The sequence below is a fragment of the Undibacterium sp. CCC3.4 genome (assembly GCF_034347425.1).
GTDB lineage: Bacteria > Pseudomonadota > Gammaproteobacteria > Burkholderiales > Burkholderiaceae_D > Undibacterium.
The window spans coordinates 4,305,970-4,326,916 of the sequence record NZ_CP133779.1 but is presented as its reverse complement, the minus strand read 5'-3'; the positions used below and the strand labels follow the sequence as shown (position 1 = coordinate 4,326,916).

General features: G+C 55.2%; 18 protein-coding genes. 10 read left to right on the top strand and 8 right to left on the bottom strand.

The features are described 5' to 3' along the window. Nucleotides 1-26 precede the first annotated feature (26 nt). From RHM61_RS19130 to RHM61_RS19120, 3 genes are all read right to left on the bottom strand, one after another. Nucleotides 27-200, bottom strand: a complete 174-nt coding sequence (locus RHM61_RS19130) for a hypothetical protein (RefSeq protein ID WP_322248898.1) — start codon at nucleotides 198-200, stop codon at nucleotides 27-29. 151 nt (nucleotides 201-351) lie between these two features. Next, nucleotides 352-987, bottom strand: a complete 636-nt coding sequence (locus tag RHM61_RS19125; RefSeq protein ID WP_322248897.1) for a hypothetical protein — start codon at nucleotides 985-987, stop codon at nucleotides 352-354. Between the two features lie 460 nt (nucleotides 988-1,447). Beyond that, nucleotides 1,448-2,470, bottom strand: a complete 1,023-nt coding sequence (locus RHM61_RS19120) for an AraC family transcriptional regulator (RefSeq protein WP_322248896.1) — start codon at nucleotides 2,468-2,470, stop codon at nucleotides 1,448-1,450. Between the two features lie 87 nt (nucleotides 2,471-2,557). Between RHM61_RS19120 and RHM61_RS19115 the strand changes: the two genes are divergently transcribed. From RHM61_RS19115 to urtE, 8 genes are all read left to right on the top strand, one after another. Beyond that, on the top strand, nucleotides 2,558-4,162 hold the full coding sequence (locus RHM61_RS19115) for an FAD-binding oxidoreductase (RefSeq protein ID WP_322248895.1): 1,605 nt from the start codon (nucleotides 2,558-2,560) through the stop codon (nucleotides 4,160-4,162). Next, nucleotides 4,159-5,739, top strand: coding sequence for a glycerol-3-phosphate dehydrogenase/oxidase (locus RHM61_RS19110; RefSeq protein ID WP_322248894.1), 1,581 nt, complete (start codon nucleotides 4,159-4,161; stop codon nucleotides 5,737-5,739). Before RHM61_RS19115 ends, RHM61_RS19110 begins: the two co-directional genes overlap by 4 nt. Nucleotides 5,740-5,767: 28 nt before the next feature. After that, nucleotides 5,768-7,330, top strand: coding sequence for an FGGY-family carbohydrate kinase (locus RHM61_RS19105; RefSeq protein ID WP_322248893.1), 1,563 nt, complete (start codon nucleotides 5,768-5,770; stop codon nucleotides 7,328-7,330). A 234-nt stretch (nucleotides 7,331-7,564) separates the two neighbouring features. Further along, nucleotides 7,565-8,806, top strand: a complete 1,242-nt coding sequence (urtA, locus tag RHM61_RS19100) for an urea ABC transporter substrate-binding protein (protein WP_322248892.1) — start codon at nucleotides 7,565-7,567, stop codon at nucleotides 8,804-8,806. Nucleotides 8,807-8,937: 131 nt separating this feature from the next. Beyond that, nucleotides 8,938-10,536 (top strand): urea ABC transporter permease subunit UrtB, encoded by a 1,599-nt coding sequence (gene urtB, locus RHM61_RS19095; protein WP_322251138.1) that lies wholly within the window; start codon nucleotides 8,938-8,940, stop codon nucleotides 10,534-10,536. After that, complete coding sequence (gene urtC, locus RHM61_RS19090) at nucleotides 10,533-11,618, top strand: urea ABC transporter permease subunit UrtC (RefSeq protein WP_322248891.1); 1,086 nt, start codon at nucleotides 10,533-10,535, stop codon at nucleotides 11,616-11,618. The genes urtB and urtC overlap by 4 nt, the downstream gene beginning before the upstream one ends. Beyond that, nucleotides 11,615-12,469, top strand: a complete 855-nt coding sequence (urtD, locus tag RHM61_RS19085) for an urea ABC transporter ATP-binding protein UrtD (protein ID WP_322248890.1) — start codon at nucleotides 11,615-11,617, stop codon at nucleotides 12,467-12,469. Before urtC ends, urtD begins: the two co-directional genes overlap by 4 nt. Nucleotides 12,470-12,518: 49 nt before the next feature. Next, nucleotides 12,519-13,217: an urea ABC transporter ATP-binding subunit UrtE gene (urtE, locus tag RHM61_RS19080; protein ID WP_322248889.1), complete on the top strand. Its 699-nt coding sequence runs from the start codon at nucleotides 12,519-12,521 to the stop codon at nucleotides 13,215-13,217. Here the strand turns inward: urtE and RHM61_RS19075 are convergent. Further along, the gene (locus RHM61_RS19075) at nucleotides 13,195-15,204 is read right to left on the bottom strand and encodes an NEL-type E3 ubiquitin ligase domain-containing protein (RefSeq protein WP_322248888.1); all 2,010 of its coding nucleotides are present in this window, start codon (nucleotides 15,202-15,204) and stop codon (nucleotides 13,195-13,197) included. The two genes, urtE and RHM61_RS19075, sit on opposite strands and share 23 nt — an antisense overlap. A 386-nt stretch (nucleotides 15,205-15,590) precedes the next feature. On the opposite strand from RHM61_RS19075, the gene RHM61_RS19070 reads away from it, so the two are divergent. Both RHM61_RS19070 and RHM61_RS19065 read left to right on the top strand, forming a co-directional pair. After that, nucleotides 15,591-16,610, top strand: coding sequence for a hypothetical protein (locus RHM61_RS19070; RefSeq protein WP_322248887.1), 1,020 nt, complete (start codon nucleotides 15,591-15,593; stop codon nucleotides 16,608-16,610). A 183-nt stretch (nucleotides 16,611-16,793) separates the two neighbouring features. Continuing rightward, entirely contained in the window at nucleotides 16,794-17,669 is an 876-nt protein-coding gene (locus RHM61_RS19065; protein ID WP_322248886.1) for an urease accessory protein UreD, read from the top strand. 3 nt (nucleotides 17,670-17,672) lie between these two features. Here RHM61_RS19065 and RHM61_RS19060 read toward each other — a convergent pair whose 3' ends face one another. From RHM61_RS19060 to RHM61_RS19045, 4 genes are read right to left on the bottom strand one after another with little or no spacing between them, the layout of a single operon-like run. Beyond that, on the bottom strand, nucleotides 17,673-18,608 hold the full coding sequence (locus tag RHM61_RS19060; protein WP_322248885.1) for a VTT domain-containing protein: 936 nt from the start codon (nucleotides 18,606-18,608) through the stop codon (nucleotides 17,673-17,675). 6 nt (nucleotides 18,609-18,614) lie between these two features. Then, the gene (locus tag RHM61_RS19055) at nucleotides 18,615-19,745 is read right to left on the bottom strand and encodes a hypothetical protein (protein ID WP_322248884.1); all 1,131 of its coding nucleotides are present in this window, start codon (nucleotides 19,743-19,745) and stop codon (nucleotides 18,615-18,617) included. 37 nt (nucleotides 19,746-19,782) lie between these two features. Then, entirely contained in the window at nucleotides 19,783-20,571 is a 789-nt protein-coding gene (locus RHM61_RS19050) for a nickel/cobalt efflux transporter (RefSeq protein ID WP_322248883.1), read from the bottom strand. Nucleotides 20,572-20,582: 11 nt separating this feature from the next. Further along, entirely contained in the window at nucleotides 20,583-20,855 is a 273-nt protein-coding gene (locus RHM61_RS19045; protein ID WP_322248882.1) for a metal/formaldehyde-sensitive transcriptional repressor, read from the bottom strand. Nucleotides 20,856-20,947: the final 92 nt, after the last annotated feature.

The window sequence follows — 20,947 nt, the reverse complement described above, 5'->3', positions numbered from 1 at the left end:
AGTTATTCATGCACAGTGTGCTGATATCAAGTTTGTGCGCCGGAAAATTGCCTGACTTTGCAAAAATCGGCGGCAAGCGGTAAGTGAGTCGCGGTGTCGTTTGTTTGTGCTGTGGCACCATGCAGCAGTACTGCACGTTGCGGCGACTTTGGTAGGCCGACAGGAATATTGCCGGCGGCCTTGAGCGTAGGCAGTTGCATGCATGCCTGTGCTGCCGTTGGCTGTATTGTCTGCGTAGTGCATGAGTTGGCTGTGGTTGGTGAGGTTAAATACATAGTTGTTCTTGAATCGGACTGTCTTGTATCAGTTAAGGCATGGTGTTCAATTTTTTTTGTGGCCGCAGCGATGGCGTCAGTTGTGGCTGCCAAGTTTGGCCGTCCAATGATACAAAGTAGGGAAGCGCCGCAAGTCTTCGAGCCGAAGCGGCGTCTCGCCGAGGCGTTCGCCATTGGCACCAAGTTGTACCGGGGCCGCGTGGTAGATGCCGGTCGCGGCCGAGGCTTGCTGGTGCTGCGGGAGCGCGAAGCTGGCCCGTTCGGTTTTGGTGAGCGGCCAACTTTGCTCGACATTGTGTCGGGGTGTTGCGTGGTCAGTGCGGGCAGGTACGGAGGTGACGATGCGGGTGGCTTTCGGTGACAGTGCCGGTGGCAACGCGGTGTTTCCTGATGTGCTGCGTAGCAGACCAGTTGGGCGTGGCAATGGCAGCGCTGAAGCTTCGGTTGTGCCCATGAAGACAGCTCGTGATTGCAAGAAGCGGGTACGCGATTCGATGATGCTGGCTTTGAGCGTGTCCTCGCTCGGCGTCGTCGACATAGCCGGTGTTGGCGCGGGTGCTGCTGGGGATGGTCGGCTTGTTGCTGTGGCAATATTGCTGGTGCGGTAGAAGCGCAGAGAAAAATCGCTGCTAGGCTTGGCAGTTGGGAGAGTCACACCCTTGAGCAGGGAAACGGAACGTGGTAAGTGAGACGTAATGCCGGATGGAATCATGGTGCTTATCCTTGTCATGCTGTCAGAAATTGATGAACGAATAGTCGGCACAGTCGGGTGGGATCGTGCTTTCCTGCTTTGTTGAACAAGAAGTGACGACATGGTTTTTTTTGTTTGCTTCGTTTGGCTAACTTCCTGTTACAGTCGTCTATTCAACAACATGATCAAAACATTTTTCGATTTGATGAGCAATCATAAAATGTCCATTTGGGTTTGTCAGAAGCGCAGATTGAATGGATGTAGTCTTGGCGCAAGTTGGTCGAATTTTGATCGGCGTCATGGACGCGTCATAAAAAACTGATATAGTGATTCTCAGTTGCTGTACATACAAACGATATGTATGACGGTAGCGAGGTGGGCCTGGTTTTCCTATGGTGACCAGCCACCGATCAAATCATAAAACGGCAGCCTGTTGATAGGCTGCCGTTTTTTTGTGTGCGCTCAACAGGCTGCTATCGTTTCAGTTCGGCTGGTGAGCGCGATAGGCTTTCGGTGTCATGCCGGTCCATTCTTTGAAGGCGTGTTGAAACGCGCTTTGATCTTGGTAGGCCAGTAAGAAGGCGATGTCGGCCAAACTCAGAGCGGGCTGACGTAGATAGGTTTGCGCCAGTTCGCGGCGTGTTTGATCGAGAATTTGTTGAAAATTGAGGCCGCTCTCGGACAGCTTGCGTTGCAGGCTACGCACACTCAGACCGAGTTCCAGCGCAATCATCGGCAGGCGTGCGCAGTCGCTGGCGAGATGGCGGCGTATCGCGTTGCGGACTGCGCTGACCTGCTCGTGTTCGTGCTGTTGTGCGTATTTTTTCAGTAGCAGTTGGTCGGCATGTTGCTGCAAAATTGGATGCAGGCTGATCGCCGCATTCGGCACTGGCCAGGCCAGCAGTGCGCTGGGGAAGCGGGCGGCATGCCAAGGTGCATCGAACTCGACGGCGCTGCCGAACAGGCGCTGGTGTTCGCGCAGATCGGCTGGTGCCGGATGGGCGAAATAGACTGGTGTCGGCGGCAGGCTGGTGCCGGCAAACCAGTCGCCGAACACGCGTATGCCAGCCATGACGCTTTCGGCCAAATGGCGGCTGGCGTCGGGATACCAGCTATCCCAACGATATTCACTTAATTCACCGGTGCGACCGAGCAGGGAGCGGCCGAGATCATGCGCCAGCCCTTCGTAGCGCATGGTTTGTTGCAAGGCTTGACCAAGATCGCTGCAGCTCATCAGCAGCATGCCGTAGACGTGGTAGGTGCCGAGTTTGACCCGCTCGCCGACGTGTAAGCCGAACGCGGCATCGTCGCAGCGTGCGGCACCGGCGTCGAGCAAGCGCAGATAGCTGGTGGCGGCGATGCTGTCACCGGCCAGTTCGTGCTGGGTTAAGCCGGCCAACTCACATAGTTGGGCTGGATCGATGTGCCGTTCGCGCAGTAATTCCAACAGCGGTTGCAGATAGGCGGTGCTGACGCGGCCGTTGTGACGCTCATCATTTGGCATGTTAAGACAATCTCCTTGTCATGAAAACGCAAGACGGCGCGACTGCGACTGGCTATGCTTGGTCACGAGTATAACAAGGGAAGCGCGATGCGACGTTGGAATGGATGGGGCGATGACGCCATTGAATCAGTGCTGGCACCGACGGCGGCAGAATTTTTGAGTCACCAGATCGGTGTCGGCAGTACCGTGGCCGATGCCAGCTTGGCAGCGGTGTGTGCCGGCGTAGCCGCCAGCCGACTGGCGCCGCATCCGCTGTACGACTGTGACGTCGAGTTACGGGTACGGCATAGTGTGGGACAGAGCTTGCCGGATTGGCTCAAGCTGCGTTATGGGCGTATTGATGCCGTGCCCGATGCGGTGGCTTTTCCTGAGAGTAGTGCCGAGGTCGCCAACTTGCTTGCGCATGCCAGCGCGCATGGCATCGCCTTGATTCCTTATGGCGGTGGCACCAGTGTAGTCGGTCACCTGACGGTACCGCTGACGGCGCGTGCTGTGATCTCGGTTGATATGCGCAGGATGTCGCAATTGCTGAATTTGGATACGCAGGCGCAGCTGGCGACGTTTGGTGCCGGGGTATTTGGCCCTGATTTGGAGGCGCAGTTGCGCGCGCATGCTTACACGCTCGGTCATTTTCCGCAATCGTTCGAGTATTCGACCTTGGGCGGTTGGGTGGTGACACGTTCATCTGGTCAGCAATCGTTGCGCTATGGGCGCATCGAGCAGCTGTTTGCCGGCGGGCGGGTTGAAACGCCGCGCGGAACCTTGAGCTTGCCGAGTTTTCCCGCCTCGGCCGCGGCCCTCGATTTGCGCGAGTTGGTGCTTGGCTCGGAAGGACGTATCGGCATCCTCACCGAGGTGACGGTGCGGGTGCGAGCACAGCCGGCGACGGAAGAATTTCATGCTTTCTTTTTTCCGCAGTGGGATGCGGCGCAAAGCGCCGTGATGGAAATTGTCCGTGCTGTGCCGGGCTTGTCGATGCTGCGTTTGTCAAATGCGGCGGAAACGGCGACGAGTTTGCAGTTGGCTGGAGCGAGCCGGCTGCTCGCCTTGCTACAGCGTTATTTGGCGTGGCGCGGCTGTGGCGAGCAGCGCTGTTTGTTGCTGGTCGGTGCCAGTGGTGATGCCGCGGCAGTACGCACTGCGCTGGCACCAGCACGCCGACTGGCGCGGGCACACGGCGGTATTGCCGTTGGTCGGGCCATCGGCGAGAAATGGCGGCATGGTCGCTTCAAGAACGTTTATCTGCGTAACAGCCTGTGGCAGCAGGGGTATGCCATCGATACGGTGGAGACCGCGTGCAACTGGCCGCAGGTAAAAAATATGATGACGGCACTCGAAAGCGCGGCGCAGCAGGCCTTTGCACAAGACGGCGAGCGCGTGCATGGGTATACCCATTTGTCACACATGTATGCGCAGGGCGCGAGTGTTTATAGCACTTTTGTGTTTCGCCTCAGTGGCGATTATGAGCGCGATCTGGCACGTTGGCAGCGCCTGAAAGCGGCGACGGCCATGGCGATCGTTGCGCACGGCGGTACCATCAGTCATCAACATGGTGTCGGCCAAGACCATGCGCCGTATTTGCAAGCAGAGAAAGGCGCGCTTGGTCTGGCGACGATGGCGGCGGTGTACCGACATTTTGATCCTGAGGGAATGATGAACCCGCACAAAACTTTGCCGGAGCGGCTGACATGAGCGCGCCGCGTTCGGCCCATGTGCAGGCCGCGCTGGACCCTGTCGCCGACTGGGATGTGATCGTTATTGGCGGTGGCATAACCGGGGCCGGCATCACGCTGGAGGCGGCGCGCCGTGGTTTGAAAGTGTTACTGCTAGAGCAGCGTGATTTCGCCTGGGGTACCTCGAGTCGCTCATCCAAGCTGGTACATGGTGGTTTGCGTTATATCCAGCAGGGAAGATTTTTTCTCACGCGCGATTCGGTGCGCGAACGGCAAGCTTTGATGAGTGGTGCTTGCGGTTTGGTCGAGCCGCAGAGTTTTGCCTTTGCCGATTACCGTGGTCGTCGTCCGGGGCGTTGGTTGTTTTCCCTTGGTTTGGCGATTTATGATGCTATGGCCGGTCAGCGCGCGCGGCATTATTTTCGCGCCGATGAGTTTTTAGGCTTGGCACCGCATATTTTGCGTGCTGGTCTTAAGGGCGGTTTGTGTTACAGCGATGCGAAAACTGATGATGCTCGCTTGGTATTGCGGGTGTTGCAGCAGGCGCAGGCTTACGGTGCGACGGCGCTCAATTATGTCGCGGTCGAGTCGATTATGTATACCGCTGAGCGTGCCCATGGTGTGGTCGCGCGCGATGCGCAAACTGGTACGCTGCTGACACTGCAAGCCAAGACGGTGATCAATGCCACCGGTGCCTGGGCCGACCGTTTGCGCGCGCAGCAAGGTGCAGCAGCGCGTTTGCGGCCGCTGCGTGGTAGTCATGTGATTCTGCCGAGTTGGCGCTTGCCGGTAGCGCAGGCTGTCAGCCTGATGCATCCTATCGATGGTCGGCCGGTTTTTATTTACCCTTGGGAAGGCGCGACCTTGGTTGGAACGACCGATGTCGATCATACCGATGATTTGCAGCAGGAGGCGGCCATCACTGCGGCCGAGCTGGCGTATTTGATGGTGGCGCTGACATTTCAGTTTCCGGCACTGGCCCTGACACGCGCCGATATCATCGCCAGTTATGCCGGAGTAAGACCGGTGGTCGGCAGTGGCAAGGCCGATCCCTCCAAAGAAACGCGTGATCATGCGATTTGCTTGGAGCGCGGTTTGTTGACGGTTGCCGGCGGCAAGCTGACCACGTTTCGCTTGATTGCACTCGACGCCTTGCGCCAGTTAGCCCCCTTGTTGCCGGCTTGGCGGCCCGATTGGCGCAATACGGCTTTGTTTGACGTGAGTGCTGAATGCTTCGCTCCGCCGGGTTTGCCAGCCTCGCAGACGGCGCGTTTGGCCGGTCACTACGGCGCTTTGGCAGCGCAAGTGTTGGCGGCGGCACAGACTGGTGAGCTGGAACTGATCGCCGGAACCTTGACGCTGTGGGTAGAGTTACGTTGGGCGGCGCGCTGTGAAGCCGTGTGCCATCTGGAGGATTTGCTGTTGCGGCGTACCCGTATCGGTTTGTTACTGCGCGGCGGCGGTGTGGCGCAATTACCGCGTATTCGCGCCATCTGTCAGCCGGAACTGGGGTGGGATGATGCTCGTTGGGAGCAGGAAGTAGCGGCTTATTTGCTGTTGTGGCAGACTTGTCACGCTTTGCCTGCGACGGAATGATCATGCCAACACCAGTGGAGCTCTCCTTATGACGCAAGCGACTATTCTGGCAATCGATAATGGTACGCAAAGTGTGCGCGCGATTTTATTTGATTTGAACGGGCATATCGTTGCCAAAGCGCAGGTGGCGTTGACCGCCTATTTTTCTACCGAGCCGGGCTGGGCCGAGCACGATGTGGAAGAATATTGGCAGGCGGTGTGCCGTGCTTGTCAATTACTCTGGGCCGAGAGCGGTGCGCTGCCGGCGGCGGTGCGCGGAGTCGCGGTGACGACGCAGCGCGGTACGGTGATTAATCTCGATGCCGCCGGTCAGCCGCTGCGCCCAGCCATTACCTGGCTCGATCAACGTCGCACCGATGATGTGCCGCCCTTGCATGTGCTGTGGCGCGGCCTGTTTAAATTGGCCGGTGTGAGTTCAACCATCAATTATTTTCGTGGCGAGGCCGAGGCCAACTGGATCAAGGCGCAGCAGCCGGAGATTTGGGAAAAGACGGCGCATTATCTGATGCTGTCCGGTTATCTCAATTATCGTTTGGGCGGAAAATTCATCGACTCCATCGGTTCGCAAGTCGGTTATCTGCCATTTGATTATAAGCGCTTGAAATGGGCCGGCAAGTTTGACTGGAAATGGCAGGCGCTGGCGGTGCGACGCGCCAGCTTGCCTGATTTGGCGGCACCAGGGACGCTGATCGGGCAGATCACGGCCGCGGCCGCAGCAGCCACGGGTATCCCGCTCGGTACGCCCTTGGTGGCGGCGGCGGCTGATAAGGCTTGCGAGGTGATCGGGGCGGGCTGTCGCTTGCCGCATATCGGCTGTCTCAGCTACGGTACCACGGCCACCATTAATACGACCAGTGCGCGCTATCTGGAAGTGACGCCTTACATTCCGCCGTATCCGGCCGCCATTCCTGGGCAATACAGCACGGAGGTGCAGATTTTTCGTGGTTATTGGATGGTCAATTGGTTCAAGGAGCAATTCGGTCACCCTGAGCAGTCACAGGCAGCGCTGCGCGGTGGGGTGGCGGAAGAATTGTTTGATGACTTGGTCAATGCCGTACCACCCGGTTCCATGGGTCTGATGTTGCAGCCGTACTGGACGCCGGGTATCAAGATGCCCGGTGTCGAGGCCAAGGGAGCGATCATCGGCTTCGGTGATGTGCATACGCGTGCGCATATGTATCGGGCCATACTCGAAGGCTTGGCGTATGCGTTGCGCGAAGGGAAGGAGCGTATTGAACAGCGCAGCGGTGTGGCGATCACGGAATTGCGCGTGTCCGGTGGTGGTTCGCAAAGCGATGCGGCCATGCAGTTGACCGCCGATATTTTCGGCTTGCCAACCACGCGTCCACATATCTATGAAACCTCGGCGCTGGGGGCGGCGATCGATGCTGCCGTCGGTTTGGGCTTGCATGCCGATTTCGACAGCGCGATGACGGCTATGACGCGGGTAGGTCAACGCTTTGAGCCGATTGCCGCACATGTCGCCATCTACGATGCACTGTATCGGCGCGTGTATCAGAAGATGTATGCACGCTTGCAGCCTTTGTATCAGGAGATTGCCGATATCACCGGTTATCCGCGCATGCCTTAAGCAGTGTCAGGGGCTGAGGTGCTTGTTTGGCTGAGCGTGCACGTTTTTCACTCAGCTTCGCACCGAAAAATCCCGTTCCGTAGCGGTGGCGAGATGACGAGCTGGTTTCTCCCTGTTTTGGTTCAATAAGTGATCTCTGCTCTGGTTTTTGCTGCGAGCATTGCTGGCACGCAAACTGCTATCTCTGAGGTGGAAGCGGATTTACCTTTCATTCAATCACTCTCTGGAGCAAACATGACACGTCGTATCGTTTTGAAAGCCTTGACCTTAGCCGTCGCCACAAGTTGGATGTCGCAGGCACTCGCCGCCGACACGATTAAGGTTGGTATTTTGCATTCGCTGTCGGGGACGATGGCGATTTCGGAAACATCGTTGAAAGATGTTGCTTTGATGACGATCGCCGAGATCAATGCCAAGGGCGGTGTACTTGGCAAACAACTCGAACCGGTGGTGGTCGATCCGGCCTCGAACTGGCCGCTGTTTGCAGAGAAGGCACGCCAATTGGTGGGCCAAGATAAAGTTTCGGTCGTGTTCGGTTGCTGGACTTCGGTGTCGCGCAAGTCGGTGCTGCCGGTATTTAAAGAATTGAACAGTTTATTGTTTTATCCAGTGCAGTATGAAGGCGAAGAGCTGGAAAAAAATGTGTTTTACACTGGTGCCGCACCGAATCAGCAAGCGATTCCTGCTACGGAATATTTGATGTCGAAAGAAGGCGGCGCGGCCAAGCGTTTTGTCTTGCTCGGCACCGATTATGTTTATCCGCGCACGACCAACAAGATACTGCGCGCGTTCTTGCACAGTAAAGGTGTGAAAGACAGCGATATCGATGAAGTCTACACACCGTTCGGTCATTCCGATTACCAAACCATCGTGGCCAATATCAAAAAATTCGCTGCCGGTGGCAAAACTGCGGTGATCTCGACCATTAACGGTGACTCCAATGTGCCGTTCTATAAAGAGCTTGGCAATGCCGGTCTGAAAGCGACCGATGTGCCGGTCGTCGCATTCTCGGTCGGTGAGGAAGAATTGCGCGGTGTCGATACCAAACCTTTGGTCGGTCATCTGGCAGCGTGGAATTATTTTGAATCGGTTAAAAATCCGGTCAATACCGCTTTCATCAAAAAATGGAAAGACTACGCGGTCGCGCAAAAATTACCTAACGCCGCTACCGTCGTGACCAACGATCCTATGGAAGCCACCTACGTCGGTATCTATATGTGGAAGCAGGCGGTAGAAAAAGCCAAATCGACCGATACCGATAAAGTCATCGCCGCGATGGGTGGGCAAACTTTCAAAGCGCCATCTGGCTTTGAGTTGGTGATGGATAAGACCAATCACCATTTGCACAAGCCGGTGATGATCGGTGAAATCAAGGCGGATGGCCAGTTCAGTGTGGTTTACAAAACCAAGGAAGCGATCCGCGCGCAGCCGTGGAGTCCTTTCATTGTTGGTAACGAAGGCAAACAGAAACTCTGATTTTGCCGCTCAAGCTGTGCGTAGCCGCGCGCAGTGAATCTGATCCATCTTCGCATTGCCCTGTCGCCGCTGGCGGCGGCAGGGGCAATGCTGGCCGAGCTTACTGCTACCCAAACGAGGTCTGTACTTTGATGATATTGCGAAAAATACTGCTCTGTTGTGGCATCCTGCTGCTCAGTTATCAGGCCCAGGCGAAGCTCGATGTGGCATTGTGTAAAGCACTGGCCGGCGATGACCCGGATGCACGTATTGCGGCTGTCAACAGCATTGCCGCACTCGGTAGCGCTGAGGCCGCCGCCACGCTGCGGGCACTGAATCAAGAGGAACTGTACTTTAAGGGCGATACCGTGTACCTGGCAGTCGGCGAACAAGCCACCGACCTCAGTAGCGGCGTGACAGCCAACCTACCTGACGGTGCGGATGTCATTCCTCTCAATAATCGTTTGCGCGGGGCCTTGCAGAGTGCACTCTCGGGCATACAATTATTTTCCAGTAATAAAGCAGAGCGTCTGACGGCGGCGATTGCTTTACAAAAGCAGGCGACACCTGAGCAACTACCTCTGCTCAATGCTGCTTACATCAAAGAGAAAGATCCACAAGTCGGGGCCGAACTGCAATTATTGATTGCCGCCGCCAACTTGCAGTCGGACGATGCTGCCTTGCGTCTGGCAGCCGTCAAAACGCTGATCAACAGTACGAATGCCGGTTTGCGGCCGCAATTACAAAAAATGCTGACAAAAAATGCCGATGGCAGCGACAGTGAGCCTGAGGCCGCGATACGCATCGCCGCGGTGGCGAGTTTGCAGGCGATCGACCGTCACATCGCCTGGACTGAGTTGATTGGTAATTTATTTTATGGTGTCTCGCTCGGCAGTGTCTTGCTATTGGCGGCACTGGGGCTGGCGGTGAGTTTCGGGCTCATGGGTATCATCAATATGGCACATGGTGAGTTATTGATGATCGGTGCTTACACCACCTATGTCTGCCAAATGGTATTCCGTCATTATTTTCCCGGCGCGCTCGATGCTTATTTGCTGGCGGCGCTGCCGGCGGCTTTCTTGGTTTCCGGTGGTATCGGCATGCTGCTTGAGCGTAGCGTGATCCGTTGGTTATATGGCCGACCGCTCGAAACTTTACTCTGCACTTGGGGTATCAGCTTGATGTTGATGCAAGCTGTACGCTCGATTTTCGGGGCCCAGAATGTCGAAGTTGCCAATCCTTCGTGGATGTCGGGCGGAGTGACGGTGATGGGTTCGTTGGTATTGTCGTATAACCGCATCATCATTATTTTCTTTGCGCTCGCCGTGGTGGCGGCAGTCTGGCTGATTTTGAATAAAACCCGACTAGGCTTGTTTGTACGAGCCGTGACACAAAATCGCCGCATGGCTGATTGTGTCGGCGTTGCGACCGGCAAGATTGACATGCTGACCTTCGGCTTAGGTTCCGGGATTGCCGGTCTTGGCGGGGTTGCCTTGTCACAGTTGGGTAATGTCGGGCCCGATCTTGGGCAGAATTATATCGTCGACAGTTTCATGGTGGTGGTGCTTGGTGGTGTCGGTCAATTGGCCGGCACGGTTTTAGCGGCCTTCGGCTTGGGGGAAGTGAATAAATTTCTCGAACCTTTGGCTGGAGCCGTGATGGCCAAAATTGTGATACTGGTTTTCATCATCATCTTCATCCAGCGGCGTCCGCAAGGTCTGTTTGCTCTCAAGGGCAGGAGTGTAGAATGATTGCCTCGTTATTTTCTCGTCCGGCTTGGTGTGCCATCGTGGTTTGTGCTTTGATCGCGGCCTTGTTACCAGTGTTGAATCTGAGTTTTCCCGATGGACATGCGCTGCATATTTCCGCCTACGCCATCGCCTTGGTGGCGAAATTCATGTGTTATGCCTTGGCGGCCGTGGCACTGGATTTAGTCTGGGGTTATGCCGGCATTCTCTCACTCGGTCATGGCGTTTTTTTCGCACTCGGCGCGTATGCGCACGGGATGTACTTGATGCGTGCCATCGGCCGTGATGGCGTATATCAAAGCACGCTGCCTGATTTTATGGTCTTCCTCGATTGGAAAACTTATCCGTGGTATTGGGCCATGACCGACAATTTTTGGTATTGCATGCTGCTGGTGGTCGCCGTGCCGGGGGTGTTGGCATTTGTGTTCGGTTACTTCGCGTTTCGCTCGCGTATCAAAGGAGTGTATTTTTCCATCATCACCCAGGCCATGACCTTCGCCTTCATGTTGCTGTTTTTCCGTAATAATACCGGTTTCGGTGGGAATAACGGTTTCACTGATTTCAAACGCATTCTCGGTTACAGCCTGACTGCCCCCGGCACGCGTGCGGTACTCTACCTGATCACGCTGGTGATATTGCTGGCGGTGTTAGTGCTCTGCCGTGCCATCGTCCGTTCGAAACTTGGTCGTGTTTTGCAAGCGGTGCGCGATGCCGAAAGCCGCTTGATGTTCATCGGCTACGACCCGCTATGGTTCAAACTGTTCGTCTGGACGCTGTCGGCGGTGCTGTGCGGGATAGCCGGGGCTTTGTATGTGCCGCAAGTGGGCATCATCAATCCTTCTGAAATGTCACCGGCAAATTCGATAGAGATGGTGATTTGGGCGGCGGTCGGCGGGCGCGGTACTTTGCTCGGTCCGATTATCGGTGCCTTCACGGTGAATGGCTTGAAGAGTTGGTTTACGGCGGCGTTTCCTGAGTTGTGGCTATATGCGCTGGGCTTGCTGTTTATTTTGGTGACTTTATTCATGCAAACAGGTGTGCTTGGTCTGTTCGCAAAATGGAAAAAAACTCCGGAGGATGCATGACTGAGGTAATGAGCGGAGTGTTACGCCCGGGCCAGCAGTATGAATCTGCTACCGGTGATCAAGGGGTTTCTTATGGGCGTACCAAGCCGGTCGGGCTTGATACCAGTCATGGCGCAATTTTGTATTTGGAAGATATCGTGGTTTCCTTCGATGGCTTTTGTGCGATCAAGCATCTGAGCCTCGATATGTCGGTCGGCGAGCTGCGCTGTATCATCGGCCCTAATGGTGCCGGCAAGACCACGATGATGGATGTCATTACAGGTAAGACCAGGCCGACTTCCGGTACGGCATTTTTCGGTCAAACTTTTGATTTGAGTACGATGAGCGAAGTGGAAATTGCGCATGCCGGTATAGGTCGAAAATTTCAACGTCCGACCGTGTTTGAGCAGCACAGCGTGTTTGAAAATTTGGAATTGTCTCTGAAAATGAATAAGCGAGTTTGGTCTACCCTGTTCGCTCGTCTTAACAGCAGTCAACGTGATCAGATCGCCGCGACGCTGGAGTTGATAGGACTGCATACCCAAGCCGATCGCCGCGCCGGCTTGCTCTCGCATGGTCAAAAACAATGGCTGGAGATCGGCATGCTGTTGATACAAGAACCGCAGCTGATTTTGCTCGATGAACCGGTAGCCGGTATGTCAGATGCGGAAACGGCGCGCACGGCAGAATTGCTCAATGATTTGCGCGGCAAGCATTCGATGATGGTGGTCGAACATGATATGGGTTTTGTGGCCGAAATCGCGCAAGCGGGTAAGGTGACGGTGCTGCATGAAGGGGCCGTACTGGCGGAAGGAACGATGCAGCAGGTCCAGGCCGATGAGCGGGTGATCGAAGTGTATCTCGGTCGGTAATGGCCGCGCAGCGTAACGAGTGCATATCATTTGAAAAGTCAGGGATACTATGTTGGAAGTCAAACAGTTACATCAATATTACGGCTCCAGCCACACTTTACGGGGAATTTCGCTGAGTCTGAACAAGGGCGAGTGCCTGGCATTATTAGGTCGCAATGGCGTCGGCAAGACCACCTTGTTGAAATGCCTGATGGGAGTCTTGCCGGTGGCGCAGGGGGAAGTGATTTTTCAGGGACAGAATATCAATCGGCTGGCACCGCATCAGCGCGCTGCACGCGGTATCGCCTATGTACCGCAAGGGCGCGAAATATTTGCTCGTCTGACCGTGGAAGAAAACTTACTGATGGGTATGGCGAGTCTGTCGGCCGCACGGGCGCGCAGCATTAAAGCTGAGGTCTATGAATTATTCCCGGTTCTGAAAGAGATGCACCAGCGTCGCGGTGGTGATTTATCGGGCGGTCAACAGCAGCAATTGGCGATTGCGCGCGCTTTGCTGGCCGAGCCGGAGCTGATTATTTTTGATGAGCCGACCGAGGGTATACAGCCATCGATCATCAAAGATATCGCCCGCGTGATTGCCATGCTGCGCGCGCGCGGCGATATCGCGATATTGCTGTGTGAGCAGTATTTTGATTTCGCACGCGAATTGGCCGACCATTTTGTGATCTTGTCACGCGGTGAAGTGGTGGCAGCCGGCGACCAAAGCTTGATGGACGGTGCTGACATCAAACGCCATCTGGCGGTATAAATGGCGGCGGCATGGCCGCCTGATTTTGCTCTGGCCAAGCCGGAGCTAACAGTGAGTGCATATTTTGACGACGCATAAATTCTACCGTGTAGGCCCAATTGTGCCTGCTGCGTTCGCGTTGTAAGATTTCGGCACCGAGGCGTATCCTGGTGTTGTCATAGGCCGCGCTGTCGGGGTCTAGAGCCAGTGTCTGCAGACTTTGCTCGAGCAAGTCGTCAAAATGCTGCTCTAAGTGTGTACTTAAATTTTCCTGTGCCAGCGCATGCTGTGCGCCGTCTAAGCGTTGCATGGCACTTTGCCACGGTTCCCAATTGGCCAGCCACATGGCAAAGCCGGCATTCTCGCTCTGCCGCACGGCAGCAGCAGCGCCCGCCAGATCATCTTGACTGAGCCCGGCAATGCTGAAGAAGTACATTTCCTGCACGATACAATTCAATGCCAGCGTTTCGCGCAAGGCCACCAAATAAGCTAAGTGAATCACGATTTCATCGATCTCATGCGGCAGCATACCGTCGGCCTCGCTAAGTCTTTGTTGCTGAATGATTTTTTCATGTGCGAAGCTTTCCAGTACTTCCTGTCGATACAGTTCGCGACCGCGTAACACCAAATTCTCCAGTTGCGCATCGTATTGACCATCGAGTACGGCATGCTTGATCTGACAATGCTGCATGTGTGCCAGTGTCAGCGCGAGACGGTCTTCGCAGCTTTCGGTGGCCCCGTGCGCGAGTAAAAATGTTTCACTGCGCAAAGCTGCTGATTGCGTCAGTTGAGTCAGCCAAGTTTGCATATATTCGCGGAACGAGGGTAAGCGGCTGTTCATGGTACGGGGTAAATCGTGCAGAAAGTGGATGAACGCGGCCGCATTATCTTCTGTGTAGAGTGCGTCCCAAGCTGTTTGCGCTGCTACTTGTTGTGACGCTGGATACCAAATTTCAATCAGATCGCAGAGCATGCTGTGCAATTGCTCTCGGCTATATTCAGACACATCGGCAGTGTCTTCGTAGGAATTAGCCAGACTTTCAGGTAGGTAAAAATAGACCAAGCCAACTGGCCATTCGGACGGTAGTTCGCTGATGCGGGTATGGCTGGCCGACAGGTAGACTAAGCTCGGCGGCAGCGGGTCAGGTAATCTCAGTAAAGGGCTATGGTCAACCATGAGGATATTGAGATGCGACGGAAAATCGGACGGTAGGCGGGTGATGCGGGTGTAGCTGAGGTCAAGATAGTTGAGTGTGGGCGGTAGTGGCGGCAGGCGTCGCAGACGGGTATGTCCGGCCCTGAGTAGTTCGAGTAAGGGGGGCAGTTGTACCGGTAAGCGCGTGATGCGGGTATGGCTAATGTCGAGATGGGTTAACTCGGGTGGCAAGGGAGTCGGCAATTCGCGCAGTAAAGTATATTCGACTTTGAGCATGCGCAGCGCCGCTGGCAGCACGTCCGGTAAGTGGCGTATCAAGGTGCCATTGACGAACAGAATCTGCAAGCCGCTGGGAAGATCCTCGGGCAGTACTTGTATCGGTGAATAGTTGAGCATCAGGGTGCGCAAGGTCGATGGCAAGTTGCTGGGTAGGGTGTTGATGTGTGTGTCGGCGATTTCCAGGTGTTCCAATTGCGGGGGCAATTGTTTCGGTAATGCCGTCAAAGGATTGTTGCTCGCGATGAGTACGCGTAGTGTCGGTGGTAAGTCGTCCGGGAGCTTGCTGATCAAGTTGTCGGCGATTTCGAGGCGCTGTAATTGTTCTGGCAGAAAGGGCGGCAGGCTGCGCAGTTCCAGCTCGCATAGATCAAGAGTTTCGAGTTCACGCTGTTGGCAATCGAGCAGGCGTGCCAGCGCGATGTCGCGCTGTTCTGCACTGCCGGCGGCAGCGGCATTGGCCCATGCCTGCCATGTGGCAGCGCGTTCCATGGCATTGCTCGGCACGTGCTCGGCGTTGCTGCGGAGTGAAAAAGAAAACAAACGTGACAGTTCAGATAGGATGGGAAATGGCATGGCGATGGCGTATCAAGTAAATAAAAAAACGATGTTACCAGTTATTTTTTAAAATAAAGCGGCATGCAAGACTGCCGCTTAGAGGTCAGATTTTAGGCGCAATACGCGCTGGTATGGCACCGTTCGTCGGGTTGTTATGGTCGAATTTTGAAAGTCAATAATAGGGAATTGAGCGAGATTCGCGATTGAGCTCCGCATCATTGCAGCGTGAGTGGGACGAACATATTGCCGAGCATTTTTTTAGAAAGTGATTTATGAATGGTGTACCAACTTCGCCGCCAAGTTCACCGATCTTACGTGCTTTATTATTTGCACCGCCAGTCTCTAGTCGTACCCCAGTCGGAGCCCCATTAGCAGCCGCGCCCTCAGCGGCGACGGAAGAGGATATGGCCGCTCAGCTTGTGGCTGTGAGCAATCGCAGTAGTCCGCCGCTGGCATCGGCGGCGCAGCCACATGAGCAGTTGGATGGCCGGGCAGAATCGCCGGAACTGCTGCGCTTGGTTCAGATCGAGGGCTTATGGCCTAGTTGGCAATTGGCGGCGCGGGTGACGGCGCAGGCTGCCATTACGCGAGCCGCGCCGTCGCCAGCGCAGCGCACGCAACAGTACCGTAATTACCTCATTCTCAACAGCGATCGCCCACCACGTGGTTCGACTACGGCGCGCCGCACCCTTGAGTGTTTGCTTGCGAGTATAAATCTGAGCCCACGAAGCCGCGCCGAACTAGATGAATCGATAGTGCGTATGCGTGAGTACGCCGAACGCATACCGGTTTTTCGGGTCGCTGGATGCAACATAACGCAGTACAATTTTTTGCATGATGCGATGGTGCGCAATTACGTGCAAAGTCAGCTTGATCAGAATGCGTGCGAGGATATGGAAAGTTGTCGATATAATTTCGATCTGCTGCAAGGCATGCACGATCCTGATCCGGCTTTGCTGCATAGTGTGGCAGAGAAATATCGTATTCATTTGCTCGCTGTGATCAGCACGGCGCAGCCTGGCGACCCGGCGCAATTACAGCAGGCTGAAGAATGGCTGATTGCACTGAGGTTCGTCAACGATGTGCTCGGTGATGATGCGCTGGCAAAAACGATCAGCGCCGCCAATGACCGGATTTATCAGCATTTTTCGCTACAACAATTATCTTCTGCGCCGCAGCCTTTGATCGATGGTTTGCGGGCCGTCCATGCGGCTCAGATGAAAATTGAACGCCGTAGTGTGGCTGAAGAAAACAATTTTTTCCTGTTTCGACTGTATTTTGCGCATACTTTGTTAGTTGATCGAATCGCCACCGCCGACTCTCCTGCAGTGAAACAGGATAGGCAAAATGAATTGCAGCGCTTGCATGCCGAAATACGCCGGGAACGGCCGGATTTTCTGACGCTTTTTCCCGATTGGTTTTGAGCGCATTGCGATTAATGGCAGCGCCCAGAGCACTAGCTGGTGCAGGTCTGCCAAGCGCTGCCGCAGCGTTATGTGGGTGCTCAGATCGAGCAAGGGGCGAGATCGACACGGCAGTGAGGCGCAGGCCGCTGGAATTTTGCGCAATAGGGCGGTATATTGCTTGTTTTGCTAACACATAACTTTATGAATTCGCCCCCAGTTTTTCCGCGCGCGCCGACCTCGTCCGATTGGGAAGCTCATTTGCAGCTTGGCTTTCAGCGCGATGCGACCAGCACACGCCTTACCCATTGTCGCCACCATGGGCCGTTGCGGGTGCAAAAAACTTTGTACCCGGAAGGATCGGAAGTCTGCCATGCCATCATCATTCATCCGCCTGGTGGTGTGGTTGGCGGTGACAGGCTCAAGACCGAAGTTCATGTCGCTGCCGACACGCGGGTCTTGATCACAACGCCAGGAGCGGCCAAATGGTATCGCAGTAATGGCCAGATTTCGCAACAAGACATTGCTCTGCGCGTCGCTGCTGGCGCGCAGCTTGAGTGGTTGCCACAGGAAAGTATTTTTTTCGATGACGCACGGGTGATCTTGAATCAGACCGTGCAACTCGACGAGCAAGCCAGCTTCATCAGCAGCGATATTTTTTGTTTCGGCCGCAGTGCTGCGGCCGAACGTTATGCCTCCGGTACGATTACTCAGTGCAGTCGTATTCTGCGCGGTGAGCAATTGATTTGGCATGAACAGGGCAGTATCGAGGGCGCTGGCGCGGCCATGCAGAGTCCTTTGGGTTTGGCTGGGCGCAGCGTTTGCGCCAGCGTGCTCGGTTGCGGCAACCCGCTCAGCGCTGCTGCCTTGCAGGCTTTGCGGGCGCAAAGCAGTGCGCTGCTGGCAGCGCGCGAAGAAACTGCTTTAGGTGGCGTGAGCCAGATGAAATCGGTGATTGTCGCCCGTTATCTCGGAAATTCCAGTGAAACGGCGCGTCTTTGGCAGCAGTTGGTCTGGCAGCACTTACGTCCGGCCTTGATGGGACGTGAGGCGGTGGTTCCGCGTATCTGGCAAACTTGATGTCTATGCTGATGTAAGCGCTTCGGTCTGTAACGCTTGCCAACTGTCGAAGCCGCCGCTCAGTGGGCGCACATCGAGGAAACCAAGCGCTTTGAGCGTGTGTGCGGCATCGACTGCCGCCGCATCGGCGGGGCAAGCGCACAGCGTGACGATGGTTTGATCGAAGCCGATTGCATTGACCAGATCGCCGACATGATTCATTTCGCGTACCAGCGCATTGGGAAAAATACCGCTTTCTCGAATCAGCGCATAACTGCGCAAATCGATGACGCGTGGTTTGGTATCTGACGCTAACAATTGTTGTAATTCCTTGGCGCTGATGTGCGGCATCAAAGCCAAGTATTCGAAGCGTTTCTTTTGCCAGAATTTAACACCAAGCCACAGCGCCAGGAGAGTGCCGAAGATGGCGGCGATTTGTATACCATGTTCAGCCAGCAGCAACAGTGCCAGCGCTATCTGTGCCTGCAGAGCGTAACCGAGCAGCAATGCCAAACCCGCCCATAAGCCGGCACCGATTGCCGAGGCGATTAAGAATTTACTGCGCGACATGCCGAGCGCCCCGGCCACCGGCGGTGCGACGGTAGAAAAGCCGGGAATGAATTTACCGAATACCAATGACCACATGCCCCAACGAATGAAGCGCGCTTCCGTTTGGTTGACGCAGGATCCCGGGTTGATCGAGAGTTTGCACAGTAAGGTCAAGACCTTGTAACCGAACAGTTTCCCCGCCTGAAACCAGATTAAATCAGCGATCAGCGAGGCGCTGACCGCGGCCAGCAGCAGCGTGAGCAGGGTGCCGAAGTTTGGTGCGCGGCTGGCATTGAGCATCAAAGTTGGTACTGCCGGTACCGGTAGCCCCAATTGTTGTAGCAATACATTGGCGAAGACCATTGTGCTGCCATCGGTGGAAATCAGGGAAGGGAACCAGGAGAAAGTCATCGATTATTATGGCGGGGTGGCGGCAGGGTTGCTCATTGTACCCGTTGTATTGGTTTGCGCAGGTCGATCTGTGCTTGCTTGCTGATTAGTGTTGTTATCGCTGCTGATCATGCGACAGGCGGCACCGTCGGCGCGCGGGACGCCGAACAATAATTGGCTGCCACACTGTGAGCCGAACATTTTGCTTTGGTTATGCCCGACATCGATGACTTCATAGCGCTGATGCTGTTCCAAGCTGCGTGCACCAGCCAAATGCTGCTCATATTGCCAATAATTACGGGCGCGTGCCAGACGCGTCGCTCCTTCGGCTTCGGCCCCGCAGGATTTATCCAGCACGCGATGTTGTGGGTCATTGTCGGCAGTGCCGGCTAAGTAAGTCACTTTGCGCTGGCGGTAGCGTTCAAAGGCTGCCGCGCCGCTGATCTGATGCGCATACGCTACCATTGCTTGCATACCGTAGCGATATTGGTCGTAAGCCGGGCACAGGCTGGTATCATAATTGACAAAGCCGTGCTCGCTCGGGCGCTCGGCTGTAAAGTATAAAAACGAGGACGGATTGGCGACGATATAGCTGAGCGCGATACCGTGCTGGCGCACGGTTTCATCGACTTGATTGAGCACGGCATAACGTTGTACCAATTGCCCGCCACCGGAGTGGCCGGCCACGGTGATTTTTTTTAGTGCCGGAAACTGTTTTTTTTGCGTCAGCATCGTCAGCAAATCATCATAGACGCGCATGGAACTGAGTTCGTACGCGCTGCCGGAGACGGCATAGTCACCGCCGCTCCAACCGGCCGAGCTCCATAAGGGCAAGTCGGTAAATCCTTTGGCCAGATCGGCTTTGGCTGGAAAATTCGGTGCGATGATCAGCACTTCCTCGTTATTGCGTCCGGCTGCCTGCAGTAATGTCATCGCTTCGGCAAAGTAATCATCGCCGTTACGCTGTACACCGTGTTGTACTAAAATAACTTCACGCACCAACGGCAGTGGCTGCTGTAAGTCATGGTTGGCATACAGTGGGAAATCGTAACCGCCACCGCTGCCGATATGCACCCGTTGCCAAGTTTGATTGCTCGAGGCTGCGGATGCTGGCAGAACCAAAATTAGTAGCGTGAGGCTAAGCATTTTATTAAGCATGATATGACTCGCAATAAGAATGGGGCCGCGCTGACGTTTACGGCAATGCGCGTATGCCTTGGTAGGCCAGCATGAATCCGACCAATAAGATCAGGGCACTGGAAATGTAGGGTGCTTTGCGGGCAAATTCACCGAAACCACTCCAGCGACGCGCCACATGTTTCACGCTCAGCGCTGCCAGCACGCCTGACAAGACCATGGTCAGTGCCAATCCTAAACTGAAGCACAACACCAAGGTAGCACCGAGAGCGACTTTTTTCAACTGCAAGCACAAGAGTAAAACCGTGATCGAGGCCGGACAGGGAATTAAGCCACCGGTGAGACCGAAGACCAGGATTTGTGGCGTGGTGACGCTGCGGCCGGCAAAACGTTGCTGTATGTCTTGGGCATGAGCGCGTTCATGGGCATCTTGGTGATCGTGCTCGTGCTCATGATGATCGTGCTCGTGCTCATGATGATCATGGTCGTGCTCAGCATGGTGCTGGTCTTGCCACGTATTTCTGAGCATCCAGGCGGCGACGGCGATGATCAGTAGCGCCGATGCAATTTGGAAATACGCTTCATAGACGGCATTATTCCATTGTTGACCAAAGTACAGCCCGGCCAGCGCAATCGCCCATACCACGGCGGTATGCGATAAGGCTGCGGCCACGCCGAGCAGCACCGCTTGAAATATGGTACCGCGGATGGCGATGATGAAGGCCGCCATCATGGTTTTCGAGTGGCCTGGTTCTAACCCGTGTAAGGCGCCGAGAGCGATGGCACTGGGAATGAAGAGCCAGGCGTTGCTGCTGCCGGCAATGATCAAGTTGGAAAGGTCGGTCATGGGTATCTGCCTTATTTAAAATAACTGTTGACGACATCGATCAGCACTTGCTGGGCGTCGCCATGTGCATCGGTCGCTTCGGCCGCCACCAGGTGGGTGCGAATGTGTTCCTCGAGTACCACGGCGACTAAGCCGTTCATGGCACCGCGACAACTGGTGATTTGCTGCAGTACTTCCATGCAGCCTTTTTCTTCTTCCAGCGCGCGTTCTATCGCTTCGAGTTGGCCGCGGATGCGGCGTACTCGGTTAAGTAATTTTTGTTTGTCTTTAACAGTATGGCTCATGAAGGTATAAATAGCATAGGGGGGTATAGTATTTTTGCATACTTGTGGAAACATTGCACTGAAAATGTGCGATGCTGCACCCGGATGTCGCA